General features: G+C 69.0%; 9 protein-coding genes and 1 pseudogene. All 10 read right to left on the reverse strand.

The features are described 5' to 3' along the window. Positions 1–293: 293 nt before the first annotated feature. Complete coding sequence (locus ACFYZY_RS29465) at positions 294–1,382, reverse strand: hypothetical protein (RefSeq protein ID WP_388700216.1); 1,089 nt, start codon at positions 1,380–1,382, stop codon at positions 294–296. A gap of 72 nt (positions 1,383–1,454) precedes the next feature. Beyond that, the gene (locus ACFYZY_RS29470) at positions 1,455–1,688 is read right to left on the reverse strand and encodes a hypothetical protein (RefSeq protein ID WP_388700219.1); all 234 of its coding nucleotides are present in this window, start codon (positions 1,686–1,688) and stop codon (positions 1,455–1,457) included. A 155-nt stretch (positions 1,689–1,843) separates the two neighbouring features. Further along, positions 1,844–2,926 carry a hypothetical protein gene (locus tag ACFYZY_RS29475; protein WP_388700221.1) on the reverse strand — a complete coding sequence of 361 codons (1,083 nt, stop codon included), beginning with the start codon at positions 2,924–2,926 and terminating at the stop codon, positions 1,844–1,846. Between the two features lie 72 nt (positions 2,927–2,998). Next, a complete protein-coding gene (locus ACFYZY_RS29480) occupies positions 2,999–6,454 on the reverse strand; it encodes a hypothetical protein (protein WP_388700223.1) in 3,456 nt (1,151 codons plus the stop codon). 53 nt (positions 6,455–6,507) lie between these two features. Then, the gene (locus ACFYZY_RS29485) at positions 6,508–8,754 is read right to left on the reverse strand and encodes a hypothetical protein (RefSeq protein WP_388700226.1); all 2,247 of its coding nucleotides are present in this window, start codon (positions 8,752–8,754) and stop codon (positions 6,508–6,510) included. Positions 8,755–8,872: 118 nt separating this feature from the next. Continuing rightward, positions 8,873–11,275 carry a DUF6603 domain-containing protein gene (locus tag ACFYZY_RS29490; protein ID WP_388700228.1) on the reverse strand — a complete coding sequence of 801 codons (2,403 nt, stop codon included), beginning with the start codon at positions 11,273–11,275 and terminating at the stop codon, positions 8,873–8,875. 486 nt (positions 11,276–11,761) lie between these two features. Further along, on the reverse strand, positions 11,762–12,250 hold the full coding sequence (locus ACFYZY_RS29495) for a hypothetical protein (RefSeq protein ID WP_388700230.1): 489 nt from the start codon (positions 12,248–12,250) through the stop codon (positions 11,762–11,764). Beyond that, on the reverse strand, positions 12,250–14,325 hold the full coding sequence (locus tag ACFYZY_RS29500) for a hypothetical protein (protein ID WP_388700233.1): 2,076 nt from the start codon (positions 14,323–14,325) through the stop codon (positions 12,250–12,252). Before ACFYZY_RS29500 ends, ACFYZY_RS29495 begins: the two co-directional genes overlap by 1 nt. A gap of 67 nt (positions 14,326–14,392) precedes the next feature. After that, entirely contained in the window at positions 14,393–15,028 is a 636-nt protein-coding gene (locus ACFYZY_RS29505; protein ID WP_388700235.1) for a hypothetical protein, read from the reverse strand. Positions 15,029–15,071: 43 nt separating this feature from the next. Continuing rightward, positions 15,072–15,152 (reverse strand): annotated as a pseudogene (locus tag ACFYZY_RS29510) (IS5/IS1182 family transposase); the annotation flags it as partial.

The raw sequence follows: 15,152 nt of genomic DNA on the forward strand, positions 1-15,152 counted from the left end.
GCACAACCTCGCCCTCGCCGGATAGACCAGGCAATCACACCACAACCAACGATGCCCGGGACGACTTGGAGATCATTTACGGGACAGCCCTTAGGGGCACCGCCCACTACCTGGCTTCCGTGAAGTGACGTTGCGGCCGTTGCCCGAGCTTCCGGCCGGTCGTACAACGGTCGGCCCTTGCTCGGCGGACCCACACCGGAGGGGTCGGCGCGGCCCGACAGCCGCTCTGCGAGCCCGCACACGATGGTCATCCGTCTGTTCGTTCCGGGCGGCCTGGCGTGACCTCACGGGAGTCAGATGGGCAGGGGAAGGCCACCGAAAGGGAACCAATAGGCGTCCCCGCCCCAAGCAGGGCGACTGATCGAGATTCTATCGCCCTTACAAACGGGAACAAGGACCCGCTTTTGATCCTTATAATCCGTGTTGTAAGTGCCAGCCGTGATGACTCCAGATCCGTGCGGCTCTACGCTAAACCGAATTTCTTTACTGGTTACCCAGAACCAGAGCAGGCCATCGCTTGGCGCTACTGTGTTAATAGTAACGGCTTCATGCGTATTAATAAGTTTCTGCGCCGCCTGGAAAAGCTGCGTGGGTCCATTTACGGTGAGACCCCCGATGTCGAGGTCGGGTTTGGTGACGGTGACTTGGGTGGTGAGGATGCGGGTGACCGGGTTGGTGGGGTCGCCGGTGGTGGCGCGGAGGTAGAAGGTGGTGTCGGATTTGATGCCTTCGATGTCGAGGCTGGTGCGGTTGGTGACGTCACGGTTGACGTCGCCGTAGAGGAGTTCGTAGGTGGCGTTGGCGGAGCGTTCCCAGGTGAGTTTGACGTCGCCGCCGTTGGGGATGATGGGCGGTTCACAGCGGAATTCACGCAGGTAGAAGTCGGCGGGGAATTTGCCGAGGTTGAAGACGGTGGTCCGGTCCTCGAATGGGTCGCTGTCGGTGCGGGAGCTTTCGGTGACGGTGATGGGGGCGGTGCCGACTTTGCGGCTGATGGGGATGTCGGACAACTGGATGGTGAATCCGGTGTCCGGGCCGATCGGTGCGTGACTGCTGGCGGGTGTGCAGACGAATTCTTTGGCGGGCGCGTCCAGGCGTACGGTCCAGCCGGTGAGGCTGATCCGGGGGCTGATCTTGGTCAGGTCGGTGGCGAGGTCGGGTGCCATCGTTCCGGCAGGGACGTGAACCCTGATCGACTCCGCGTCGGCCGGGGTGCCGCTCTGCCGGGCGACGGAGATGACGATTTCCCCGGGTTCCTCGGGGGCCTGCGGGTTCTCCGGTGAGGCTTTGAGCGGGCTCGGGGTGGTGGTGAGGGTGTACGACAGCAGCGGCTCGGCCTCCGCACTGGTGTCGGCGTCCTGGGTCTGGATCACAACAGTCATGGGGTGCTCTCTCGGTGTTGCGCGCCCTGCCTGCCCCGGCGAGGGGCGTGCACGGCACGGTGGTGAGGGTTTTCAGCGGCCGGTGCGGCTGTGGGCGGCGGCGTCGTCGAGGGCGAGGAAACCGGAGCGGATCTCGGTTCCGGCCAGGGGGAGGTCGTACTGGTCCTGGCTGAGGATCGGCAGCTTCTCCCAGGTGCCGGCGCGGTTCTCGGACCAGGTCCAGGTGCCGATGACGCCGGCCGGCGTGGGCATGAGGACGGTCTCCTCGCTCTTGCGGACCGCGCAGGACAAAAGAGTCCGCCCCATCGACGTGGATCAGAAGCACGCCCGAAGGGATAGAACATCGCGTGTGTATGGCCACTGATGTCGGAGCGATGTCCAGGGTGTTGGCGGAGCGCGCCCAGTCAGGGTGGCAGCGCCGCGTTTTCGGTCATCAGAGGCGGGTGTTGTTGACCGGTCTCTCAGTCAATACGCAGCCACGCCGGCATGGGGGTGTCGCCGAAGCAGTACGACTGGAAACGGACATGTCCGGGGTCGCCGCTCCAGCGCACCCGGATGGTCGCCCCTTTCGGCACAGCCAGAGTGGCGGCCTGGCGATCCGAGTTGAGAGAAGTGCTGAACTGGCCCACGTTCACATCAACTGCTCCAAGGCTGCAGGCCGCAAACAGGAACCCGTCGGACGGCGCGGTGGTTTCGTAGGTCTTCCAGTGCTGCGGCGGCGCGGCCAGAACCGTGTTCTGCATCATTTGTACAGCGCCGTGGACGGTGAGGTCGCCGACTTCGACGTCGGGTTTGAGGACGGTGACTTGGGTGGTGAGGATCCGGACGACGGGGTTGGTGGGGTCGCCGGTGGTGGCGCGGAGGTAGAAGGTGGTGTCGGATTTGACGCCTTCGATGTCGAGGCTGGTGCGGTGGGTGACGTCGCGGTTGACGTCGCCGTAGAGGAGTTCGTAGGTGGCGTTGGCGGAGCGTTCCCAGGTGAGTTTGACGTCGCCGCCGTTGTTGATGATCGACGGTTCGCACAGGAAGTTGCGCAGGTAGAAGTCTGCGGGGAACTTGCCGAGGTTGAAGACGGTGAGCCGGTCCTTGAAAGCCGAGCTGTCGGTGCGGGAGGATTCCGTCACCTCGATGGGTGCGGTGCCGACCTTGCGGCTGATGGGGATGTCGGAGAGCTGGATGGTGAATCCGGTGTCGGGGCCGATCGGCGCGTGGCTGCCGGCGGGCGCGCAGACGAATTCCTTGGCGGCCGCGTCCAGGCGCACGGTCCAGCCGGTGAGGCTGATCCGCGGGCTGATCTTGGTCAGGTCGGTGGCGAGGTCGGGCGCCATCGTCCCGGCTGGCACCTTCACCCTGATCCACTCGACATCGGCCGGAGTAGCGCTCTGCCGAGTGACAGAGATGATCACCTCTCCGGTTTCCTCGGGGACCTGCGGGTTCTCCGGTGATGCCTTGAGCGGGCTCGGGGTGGTGCTGACGGTGTACGCCAGCAGCGGCTCGGCCTCCGCACTGGTGTCGGCGTCCTGGGTTTGGATTACAACGGTCATTGGGTGCTCTTTCTGCTTCGCGTGCCGTGCCGGCCCCGGTCTGGGGCGGGTACGGCACGGTGGTGATGGTTGTCAGTGGTCGGTGCGGCTGTGTGCGGCGGCGTCGTCGAGGGTGAGAAAGCCGGAGCGGATCTCGGGTTCGGCGAGCGGGAGGTCGTACTGGTCCTGGCTGAGGATCGGCAGCTTCTCCCAGGTGCCGGCGCGGTTCTCGGACCAGGTCCAGGTGCCGATGACGCCGGCCGGTGTGGGCATGAGGACGGTCTCTTCGCTCTCGTCCTGCGGGCCGCGCAGGGCGGTGGTGGCGGCCAGGAGCGGACCGGTGCGGAAGTTGACGCTCATGCGGGCGATCGCCTGGCCGGTGAACTCCTGGGGGACGAAGACCTTTTTGGTGGCGAGGATGTCGGTGGTGGCGTGCACGGCGGCACGCGGGTCCAGCAGGACGGTGGCGACTGCGGTGTTGTTGTCACCGAAGTCCAGCTCCAGGCTGGGCCGGTCGCCGATCGGCCGCAGATACTCGCCACCGCCGGCAGCGGGGTCGACGACCGTCTCGAAGTGCTCGTAGTCGTCGCCGAGGACGTATCCGACCAGGCCGTCGTCGGTCTGCTGCGCTTCGCCGAGGCGGATGGCCCATGGGTAGTCGGGCAGCTGGGAGGGCGAGGGTTCGAAGAGGTTTGCCCAGCTGACGTCGGTGCGTAGGGGGCCGCGGAGGTTCATGGTGAGGCGGGTGCGGACCAGGGCGAGGGGTCGGCCGAGGAGGAAGCCGAGGCCGGGGTCGGCCGGGCCGTCGGGGTCGATGGTCTGCAGGGCCCGGTCGAGGGTGGCGCGGAAGGCGTCGAAGGTCTCGGATCCGCGCGTCTTCACGGTGTGCAGCAGCTGGTAGGTGTGCCGGGTGAGCGCCTCCAGTTGCTCGAATTGGGTCACTGCGGAGCCGGGCAGGGCCGACCAGGTCACCTTTCGCTGCCCGTGTTCGTCGAGGGTGACGCGCAGTTCTCCGAGCGCGGCGCCGTCGGGGGCGTGGACGACGAGTGACTGGTCGAGGCGGTTGTGCAGCAGCCAGGCGCAGACCGGGTTGCCCCCGGGGGTGAGGTCGGTGTCCTCGTCGGTGGTGGCGGCGAGGAAGTCGAAGCGCAGGCGGGCCGGCTGCAGGAGACGGGGTGCGAGTTCGACCAGCCGGTCGGGATCGTGATCGCTGACGGGGTGTGCCGGACGCATGGTGTCCGGCATCTCGGGGGTGAAGTGGGTCGCGTTGGTGATGAGGTTGACGGAGCGTCCGAAGCGGTCGACGACGGCCAGGTCGAGGAAGGCGAGCTGCCCGGCTCGCAGGTCCTGGAAGGTGGAGACGGGGTCGGGGTCCCAGTCGCTGGCCTTGAGGGGGCCGGGGTCGGGCGGGGGGTAGTCGCCGTTGCCGATGAGGTCGGCGAGCTCGCCGGCGGGCTGGAGGCCGGCCAGGGGCTGGCGCTGGGCGATGCCGGCACCGAAGCCGTCGAGGGTCTGGGAGAGGTAGTCCGCCTCACGGGCCTGGGTGCGGACCTGGCGCAGGATGTCGGCGGACAGCTGGTCGCGGACGCGGGCGTAGCTCTGCAGGGTGCCGTCGACGATGTGGCCTGCGGTGGGGGCGAGCATCTGGCGGCCGGAGACGACCAGCGGCGTGCCGGGCTCTCCGGTGCCGTTCCACTGGTAGCGGGAGCCGTCGATGAAGTCCCAGTGCGTTTCGTCGCCGTCGCGCACCGGCAGGGGGAAGTACTCGGCCTTCCACAGCAGGAACAGCGGCTGCCAGGGCATCGTCCACGGCGTGATTCCGTACTCGGGCAGCGTTCCCGTGACGTCCCGGATCGCGCCGGTCCTCAGCGCGCGATCCAGGATGAGGAACTCGCTGAGCAGCGCGGGGAAGCAGGGCGGCTGCTGTCCGGTGAGGTTGATCTGGGCGGCGGTGGCTGCGACGTCGGTGGTGGTGATGCCGGAGGCGCGGGTGACCAGGCGTTCGGGGGTGCGGCAGGGCAGGGCGGTGTCGCGGGTGAGGGGAGCGTGGAGGTTGGCGCCCTGAAGAGTGAGGACCGGATCGGCGCTGTACTCGAAGTCCTCGGCGGGGACGCGGATCAGGCGGCGTGCGGCCCGGGCGCCGTATGCGGGGTAGAGGGTGTCGATGCGCGCGGCCAGGTCCGCTTCGCTCTTGCCCCAGGGCAATTCGGCGCGCTGTTCGACCAGCCGGCGGGCGAGGGCGACGACGCGTCCGGCCGCGCCGTCGGCGTTGGACGGGTCAAGTTCGTCGTCGATGCGGCCGGTGAAATCGGCGGGCTTCTTCTTCAGGCGGCTGAGCCACCACAGGTGGTAGAGGTGTTCGCGGGCGGTGTCGAGTTCGGCTTCGGTGGCGTCGTGGACGGCTTGGCGGCGGTTGAGGTCGGCGACGGTGTCGGCTTCGGCCGCCCGGGCCGCGCGGGAGAGGCTGCGGCCGGTCTCCTCGCCGCGTTCGCCGATGAACCAGCGGTATCCGCCGGCGACGGGGCCGAAGGCATGGTCGTGGGCGCGGCGGTCGGTGAGGATGTCGGCCTCGGGCCGGTCACGCTCTTCCAGGGCGTCGATACCGCCGAGCAGGAACGCCCGGAACAGCTCGGCCTCCTCCCCGGACAACGTGCCTTCGCCGCCGGCCTGGGCGCCGAGTTCGGCGACGGCTTCGGCGATGCTGTTGGACACGATCGGGGTGACGTCGGCGGGCGCCGGGCAGGGCGAGTCGGGGACGGGGCCGGAAAGGTCCCAGTCCAGGCCCAGGACGGTTCCGGAGTAGACGGAGGAGCGGATGCCGCTGCCGGAGTCCACGGGCGGCCGCCACCTTAGGCGCTCCAGCAGCGCGGCGAGGTCGTCGGTACCGGCGAGGATGTCGCTGGAGGGGTCCGCGTACCAGCCGGCGACGAGGTAGCTCAGCCGTTCCCGCGTGGGCAGCTCACCCTCAGGGGTGTCCAGGAGGGTGTCATGCATGGAGAAGACGTTGCTGTTGTAAGGCTGGAAGACCGAGAAGGTTGGCAGGCCGGGGCCGATCGCGGTGAGGAACGGCGCGTGCGCGTCGGCCGGTTCCTGCCAGGGACCGGTGAGCTCGTGGCACTTGCCGATCAGGGTCGCGGCGGGTTCCTCACTGTCGGGGTCCTGGAAGGAGACTGTGCCGTTCATGGGGTCGAGGTAGTCGCTCTGGACGATCCACGCCTTCAGCGCGCGGGTGCTGTCGGCATGGCGTACGACCAACCACCGGTTGGGTACGAGGGGGAAGTCGCCGATGCCTTCCTCCTCGTCGTGGCTGCCCCGGGTGAGGGCGTCGGGCAGTTCCCACTGGAGATAGACGCCGAGGCGCTCCTCTTCTCCGGTCCACTGTTCAGGGCTGGAGAACGGTGCGGGCTCCGGGGGGACGCCTTCGCCGATGTTCTTGAAGTTGGTGATCCACCGGTGGAAGACGTGCGGGGTTGCGGTGTCGCGGGTGGCCCGGTTGACGGCGAGAGCCGCGACTTCGACCGGCACGATGAGGGTGGTGTCCACGGACATGGCCCGTAGTCCTTTCGGTCAGCGCCTGGCAGTACGGCGCGGGGACATGGGGATCAGGGCCGGGAGAAGGTCTGCGCCTGCGGGGCGTCGATCATCTGCAGGGCGAACTGGGCGGAGGAGATCCGCCGGCCTCCGGTGAGCCCGTGGGCCTGGGAGAGGGCGGGCACCAGGGCGTCACCGGTGCCGTCGACGTTGAGGACGTCGTGCTCGCCCGGCCGCAGGAAGCGGCGGAAGCGGCTGTCGTCTGCGGGGGGCGGCGGCGGGAACTCGCCCATGGGGTGGCCGATCCGGTCCCCGGTGATCTGGCGCAGTTCGATGGTGCCGATGTCGCTGAGACCGAAGCACAGGCCGCGCGGGGGTTCGGCCAGCTCGAAGCGGTCGATGACTTTCGGGAAGAGCAGCAGGCGGATCTCGGTGCCGAACACCGCGTCACGCACCGGTTCCACCACCTCGGAGCCTTGGTAGGCGGCGACGATGGTGTTCGGCCAGTTCGGCACCAGGCTGGAGTTGATCAGCACCGCGCACTTCGCAACCGGCCCGCCAACGGTGGCAAGGGAGTTGAGGTCGGCGTCCAGGGTGTGGCCGACGCCGACGCTCAGCGCACCGTCCACGGCCGCCCGCACCCAGTCGGCGTCGATGTGGGCGAAGCGGATGCTCTCGGCCGGCAGCGCGCTCGGGTCCGGCACCAGGTGGGACAGGCCCAGCAGCTCCAAGCGGCGCAGCGCGTCCAGCCAGACGGTGACCTTCGCGAATTCGCCCGGGGCGGCCTGGGTGAGCAGGCTCGCGACGCCGGGCTGGGCGAGTACAGCACGCGCGTCGCCGATGGTGCGGCGGCTGCGGGCCGCGGTACGGCGCCGGCCGGCGCGCAGCTGCGGGCCGGCTTGGTCGAGGGCCTGGCCGAGGCGGGCGCCACCGGAGCGGGTGTCACCGTCGGCCAGGAGCCGGTCGAATGCCTCGAAGGCGAGGGGCGCGGTGAGCTGGCGGGCACTGAGCGCCGTCGCAGCCTGGGCGGCGAGCTCCGGGTGGGAGGCCAGACGGCGGGCTGCGGTACGGGCGGCGGAGCGGAACTCCAGCAGCGCGCTGCGGAACTCGGCATCCGCGAGCGCGAGCGTACGCCCGGCGGTGAACGCGGCGGCGTAGGAGGTGTCGAAGACGCCGTACTGCTGCAGGTAGACCAGTGCCTCGCCCGGGGAGCCCAGGCGGGTGGCGGCAGGCTCGGGAAGCTCCTGGGCGGGCTGGGCAGTGAACGGGCCGCGGTAGAAGGAGAAGGTGCGTTCGCCGGTCTCCAGGCGTTGCGGGAGGGCCACGGCCCCGCTCGCCATCCGCTCCAGGGCCTCCTTCTGCGGTCCGGTGGCACTGGCCGGGCCGGTCGTCGGCACGCGCAGGCGCAGGTCGTCCGCGGGGCGCGGCGTGATGCCGTCGGCCGTGGCCAGGTGCTGGGCGAGGTCACCGAAGCCGACACCGGAGTCGGGTTCGGTGGTGAAGGACCAGGAGGCGAGGGAGACCAGGCGCACGCCCCCGGTGGGAGAGGGGGCCGTCAGGTACTGGTCGAACCCTTCGAGTGAGACCAGGTGGACGGCGTGGCGCCCGCCTGCGGCGGCGGGGAAGCGGTTGGCGACGAGGACGGCGTTCAGCTCGCCCTCGTCCGGTTCGGCGTCGTCCCCGGCACGGGCCGCGTCGGGGCGCCCACCCTCGCGCAGGTGCGCGAGGTATCCCATCTCACCGGGCAGCGGCTTCACCGCGTCGAACAAGGCGCCGGGGACGAGGACGGTGGCGCACTGCTCGTCGTACTCGTCCGGGCGCATGCTCTCCGGCGACAGAGCCGGGGGCTTGCCGGCGCCGAGGGCGCCGTCCAGGAGCCGACGCACCGTTCCGGCCTTGACCAGGCCCACCGCGTCCGGGTCCTCCGGCAGCTCGTCCTCGCGGAACACCAGCAGGGCCATCCACGGGACGGCAGCCGGCTGGCCGGGGCCCAGGGGACGGTTCCAGGGCAGGCCGGGAGCGTCGAGGTTGATGTGCGGGAGGGTCTGGCTGTAGGTGCCGACGGCGTCCGGTACGGGGAACTGCGCGTTGATGCCGGTCGGGTCGAAGCTGAAGCGCGGCTGGACGACGTCGAAGGGCTGTGGGGTGGCGTCGATGACGCGGTCCTGACCGCCGACGTCCCGGAGGGTCTGCCGGTTGTCGATCCGGTACCGGCCGGCGTACAGGGAGGGGATGCGGTGGTCGAAGAACCGGGTGCGGTGCTGCGCCTCCGGCGTGCTGGTGCGCGGTCGGGATGCGGAGTCGGGTGTGGTGGTCACGGGCGTGCCTTTCGACAGGACGCGGCGGGCGGGTGAGGGCGGGGCGCGGACGCAGGGCACGCGGCATCGCGGACCGGCCCGGGGCACGACCCGGGCGGGCCTGCGGTGGCGTGCGGGGTCAGCCGGCCGCGATCAGCATCGGCTCGGCGGTGAAGGCGGTGCCCGCAGCCTGGGCGTAGGCGCTCAGGTCCGTGTCGGGAGTGCCGAGGTTCGCGCCGAGGCCGGTGAGCGCCTGGGCCAGGGCGGCCCGGTGGTCGCGGGTGGCGAGGGTGTCGATGCCGTCCCGGATAGCGGCGATGACGCCGCCGGGGCGGCTCGGGACCGGGCCCGTGGCGGGCTCTCCGGAGAGCGGCTGGTTGCCGTCGGGGTTGATCGGGTCGAAGGAGATGGCCCGCTCGTCGAGGAAACCGGTGGAGGTGCCGTGGTCGACCGGCGGTGAGGTCAGGCGCATTCCGAGGATCCGGTCGGGGATGATCCCGTCGTTCGGCGCGTCAGGCTGCTGGCCCCACAGGCCGTTGGGCACGTTGCCGTACTGGGCGGAGCGGCCCCAGGGCGCCAATGTGGCGGGCTGACCGTTGTAGGTGAGCCAGATGCGCAGCTCGCTGCCCTTGCCGCGCACGTGCATGGGCAGGATGTCCACGGCGCTGTCGGATGCGGCCTCGACAGTGTCAGTGCCCTGGTTCAGGTAGACCTTGCTGACCGGGGCCTGGGTGTCGGCGGTGAAGGTGAAGCCGCCGTTGCTGACCAGCCACGGCTTGACGGCGCCGCGGGTGGCCGGGGCGCCCTCGCCGGTGTAGCCGGCGATCGCCGTGGTGCGGACCATGTTCTCCGGCGGCGGCAGCATGCCCTGGAACCCACCCCAGTCCAGCGCCGGGGTCTGGTCGCGTCGCCCGGCACCGAAGCCGATGGTGAAGGAGATGAACCACAGGTGGACGGTGGCTTCGCCGCCGACCGCGGGGCCCCAGATCCGGATGCTGACGCCGACCTCGATCGAAATCCTGATCTTGACGAACCAGACCTTGATGGTCGCCGAGACCCCGACCCGGATGCCCATGCCGACGTCGAAGTAGAAGGGGTTCCACTCCAGCAGGGCGTCCACCCGGGCGGTGAGCCAGGCGCGGAGCATGCCGGACTGGAAGACGACATCCAGGGAGCCGCCCGCCATCAGCGACTTGGGAGTGAACGCCGCGTAGGCGTTACCGGTGATGCTGACGGTCGCCCCGAGACCCCAGGTGAGACCGGCCGGCTGCTGACGGGGGTAGCGGGCAGGCAATTCACGGCCCGCGGGGATCGCGCCGAGCATGAACGCGAAGTCGCCGGCGTTGTCGTGGTTGCCGAACCAGAACTTCATGCCGACGCCGCCGCGCAGCTTGCAGTTCGGGTCGATGAGGAAGGTCTTCTCGGTGAACGCCGCGCCGATGCTCAGTTCCCCGGCCGTCGGACGCAGGGTGGCTTCGATGCCGATCTCCACCCGGGCGATCTTCTTGTCGCTCTTGGTGGGCAGCTGCATCCCGGCCGCACCGAGCAGGCTGATCGTCAGGTCGGAGCCGGTCTGCACCAGCGCCATGGCCCGGCCGCTGAACGTCTCGAAGCAGTCGAAGGCCAGGCCCGCCGCGAACCACAGATCGCCCTGTTGCGGCCGCACCCACGGATTTCCGCCGCCGATCAGCGCCCCGAGGACCTCGACCGGGTTGACCTCCTCGTCACCGACGCCAATCTCCCCGGGGTTGTCGAGCGCGACAAGGAACGGGAAGTCGTCCAGCGCGTCGGCCGCCGGCACCCGCACCCGGCTGTTCCAGCCGAACCCGGCCGAGATGCCGCGCACCTGGAACAGCGGCGGACCGAAGCCGACCTGGCTGCCGAGCGAGCCATACGCGAAGAGCGACGGATCCGTACCGCTGCTCGGGACGACGTAGGCACCCATTGCGGAGCCGTTGAACGCGCCGGTGTCCACCAGCAACACTCCGCCGACCACCGCGTCGTAGCCCTCGGGGTAAGTCAGCGCGGTCAGCGCGCCGGCGATCCGCAGCGGCGGGTTGTAGTAGTCGACGCTCAACCCGTTGTCGCCGCCCGGGGTACCGATCGGCGACCAGCCGCGCACCGACGGCGCCTCCAGGACCCGCATCCCCTTGCGGCGCTGCGGCCCGGGGCGGGGGGTGAGAATGCCGTGCTCGGTGACCAGTGCCTGAGGGGCGCTGTCGCGCTCTGCCCGGTTGCGGGGCTGCCTGGCGGGCAGGGCGCGGCCCAGGCCGTCCAGGCGGTCGGGGTCAGCTGGCGGCGCGGGAGTACGCCTGGTCAGTCGCAGTACCCGGCCATCCATCAGGGCCCAGGCCCCAGGCGGTAGATCCGTACCGTCGGGAGCGCCGTCGACCAGGACCAGGCCGCGCCCCTCCCCGAGATCGACTCTGGCCAGCGTTCCGGTGATCCGTTCGCCATCGGTGGTGAACGCGACATCGACCGGTGCCAGGGACGCGGTGGTCCTGGTCCGCCCGCCGGCCGTTAGGGCCGTCGCATCGCACACCGCGCCGTCAATCCGTACGGTGCCACCTGGAAAGACAAGCGCCGCGGCGCCAGGGTCGGTGAACACGGACACCGGGAGATCGACCGTGCTTCCCGGAGCCGCCTGGACGAGGATCTTTCGTACATCTTCGACGCGTGCAGTCACAGCAGGCCAACCCTCTACTCGCGGCACAAGAAAAGATGGAAGCCCCCCACGACGTACGGGCTGGCGCCTCCGCTGCATGAAGCCTAATCAGCTGCCCACTCAGGGTGTACGGATAATGATTATGTGTAACGAGGTTGGCCGGAAGGTGGGCGCGAACTGCTGTTCTGCGTAGATATTTGCAAGCTGTACCACTTTGCTTGCAGAAGCGTTCCCCCCCGGGTCCCCCGAGGGTCTTGGAAGGGCAGGCAACGAGGTGTGGCCCTCATAGACGCCTCCGCGCGATGCGTGCGGAAGGGTTGCTAACAAGCCACCTCTTGTGCGTGCGAGCAGGCGGCGCGATCTCTAGGGCTCGTGATGCGGACGGATGACTCGGACTGTGCCGCCGGTTGCTTCCTCGATCTGCCCACGGAGGCCGGTGGCCTCCGCCTCCAGCTCGGCGTTGCGCAAGGTCAGCACCTGGATGTGGTTCGCGTATGTGGCGACCGTCTGCCTGAGTTCGCGTATCTCCTCGGCTTTCTGGCGGCGTAGCTTGCGCAGTTCCTTGCGCAAGCGGGCTGCCTCGCTCTTGAGTTCGTCGAGCTCTGGTCGTTGGGTGGTGGGGGCGGCCAGGATCTCTTTGATGGCTGCCGCGACGGGCGATCGGTAGTACGAGGCTCGGGAGATGCCGGCCTCGGCTGCGATGTTCACCACGGTGAGTGAGCCGTCGGAGATTTCCGGGCGGTCGCCCATCATCTGCTCGAATGCCCGCATGATTGCCCGGTCCGTGTCGGTCAGGCTGTTGTCACGGCTGAGCCGGGCGAAGGCGGAATGTGTACTTTGCAGGCTGGTCATCAGGGGGTTTCCGGTCGTGTGGTTTTTCGGAGTTCGTCGATCAGCGAGTCGAGTGTGGCGGTGAAGTGGCTCATGGCGCTCTGCTGGTGGGCCGGCAGTCCCCTCGCGTCACCGAGTTCGTCGGCCGCGCTGTCGCGCGTCTGGCGGAGCCGGGGCAGGTGGACCGACGACCGGTGCGAGTTCGGGCAGGTCAGGCACATGTTCAGCATGGGTAGCGGGCGGCCGAGCCCTCTGAACCGTTTCTCGCACACGGCTGTGGCTGGTTGGTGGAAGCAGTCGTTGAGGACGCCGGGGTGCAGGGTGCGGCTCAGGTGCCGCAGCATCGTGCGCAGACGCTCGGGGCTCGCGGCCGTTCCGGGCAGGTCGCCCAGTTCTGCCCGGATGCGGTCGAACTCGGCCTCGATACGCTGGGTGGCGCCGCCTGCTGACTGGCCTCCCTCGTTCCAGTCGTGGTAGAGGTCTTCGACGTAGTCCAGTTTGGCCGTGGCTTTCTCGGCTTCGACTTCATCGGCGAAGCCGGACGCCGAAGTCCCCGCGTATCCTTCGAAGATCGCGAAGCTGGCGTGTTTGTACTGCCGGGTTCCTGCCACCATCCCGAAGGGCTGGGTCGCGATGTGCCAGGCCAGTGTGCGGCGGAACTGCAGTGTGTCGAACCGCCAGGCCATCGGCTCGGCCGGCGGCGTCTCGGTGTCTCTGGCCGCCGTCGCGTCCTCGTCTTGCGGATCAGGACCGTCTGTGCCGGTGACGGCGGGCGCGGGAACGAAGGGGCCCTCCTCGTCTCTGAAGAGTTCATTGAGGTGGTCCCGGAAGTCGTTCAGCCGCTGGGGTATGTGCATCATCAGTCCCAGGGAGCCGTGGGGAGCGGTGTAGCCGAAGAGGTGCGTGGGGTCGTCGTCGATTTCCAGCAGGACCTCTACGGCCCGGTGCACGAGATCGAGCACCACCCAGTCGGCTTCCTCACCGGTGACCTTGCGGTCCTTGTAGACCCGCCCGTGGATCTTGTACCGCAGGCGGCCGTCCGCGGCGGTCTCCACTCGCGCGCAGTCTCGCCGCAGGTCTCGTACCTCGGCGTCCCGCATGCCGGAGAGATAGGCGATCGCCGCCCAGCAGGCCGTGCGCACGTAGGAGGTCTCCGCCTCAAGAGTGCTCCGGCTGAACTCGGGCCGCCATGGGCGGCCCGTCGGTGGCCAGTCTGCCCTGGAGAAGGGCAGGCCCCCCTCTTCGTAGCCGAGCTCTCTTCCCGCGTCCTTGAGTAGAGGGAGCAGGTGGTAGGCGCTGCGGACCTGGGTGAGCAGTTCGACCATCGACAGGTTTGGTGCCTGGACCACACCGTCGATGACGGAGGCACCTGGCCTGCGAGCGTGGCGTTCGAGCGGCAGGGCAGGGATGCCGCGGCCCTGGGCTCTGCGCTCGGCGATGAACTGTTCGAACTTCCGGCGGGCCTCACCCTGGCCGCTCCTGGGAACTGCGGTCGCGTCGATTCGGGCCAGTTCCCGGCGGGCTGCGATCACGTCCTGAGCGGCGCTCTCCACGTAGAAGACCACGCCGGTCAGGAAGGGCCGCATGATCTGCTCGGGAATGCGGGCAGTGGTGTTCTCCTCCCCCTGCTGCAGCCCTGAGATCTGTCTGGCCGAGCGGTAGGGCCAGGGCACGAACTCCAGCCGGTCACCGCTCAAGTGGTCGCCGAGCACGGCGATGGCCTTGAGTGTGATGATCTGGTTCTCCACGGTGTTCGGCCCGAAGGGACGTACGTGGGTGAGGAAGGAGTCGAGGTGCTCCTTGCGCAGGTCCTGCAGCCGGGGTACGCCTATCGCGGCGAGCGTCTGCATGGTCCGCAGGAAGTTGCGTCCTTCCTCGGCGAGCCAGGTCACCTTGATGGGCTTGGCCAGCCGGCCGACCGGGACGCGCAGCCGCGCGTACAGGTATTCCTTCATGGTGCGGCGCTCGAGGTCGCCGGTGGCACCGGTGAGGTGGACGAACTTTTGCCGGCTGGTGCGGGGGATGAAGTCCCGTAGGTCCCATACGTCTTCGCCAACTCTCGGGCCGCGATTGTTGTGGCCCTGGGTCAGGGCCACGGCAGGACGAAGTCGGTGTCGCGTGGGTAGCGGTGGGCGGCGGGCTTCTTCCGCGCTGGGGCCGCGGTCATCGAATCGTCTCCAAGAAGGCCGTCGGCAGCGCCAGGCGTGCGCCGTCTGCCTCGGCGATCGCCTTGGCGGTGGCGATCTGGCGGGCGGTGAACCGGTTGAGCACGCCGGTGGTGATCCGCTCGTGGGCCTGGCCGAAGCGGATGGTCCACTCGGCGGTGGGGAACTCCTCGCGTTGGCGCTCGATCGTGTCCAGAATGGAGAGGACGGCGGGCAGGTGGCGGCTGGTGAACACCGCGTTCGTGCATTCCAGGCACACCCACGGCGGCACCGGACAAGGGGCACCGGGCTTGTTCGCCCAGGGGGAGGCGAAGAAGTCGGTGCAGGACGACACCCACACGTCCGTCGCCCCGGACAACGCGTCCGTGACCGCTTCGGGCGCGAGTTCCCCTTCGCCGTCGTCCAGACGGTTGCCCTCGTCGTCGAGGACGACGGGGGCGGACAAAGTGACGGCGAGGGCCTGGGTGAGCCCGGCCTCGACCGTGGCATCGTGGATCTCGTCGTGGGCGGGGATGTCCGCGTAGTGGCGGCCTGCGACCTGCGGCGTGTGCCCGCTGGTGAAGTCCGGCAGCACTCCGCCTGTCTGGAGGTACACCCTCGACTTGTAGGTCTTGCGCAGCCGCCGCAGATCCACCGACCGCAGCGGTTTTCCGTCCCGGTCGGTCAGTGAGCCTTTTTCATCCTGAATAGTTGCAGGTCAGGAGGGTGTGGATGGCTTGGACGATGGTGCCGATGCGTCGGGTGGAGCATCTGGCCCG

Origin of the sequence: Streptomyces sp. NPDC001744 (assembly GCF_042892575.1) — a bacterium.
Classification (GTDB): Bacteria; Actinomycetota; Actinomycetes; order Streptomycetales; family Streptomycetaceae; genus Streptomyces.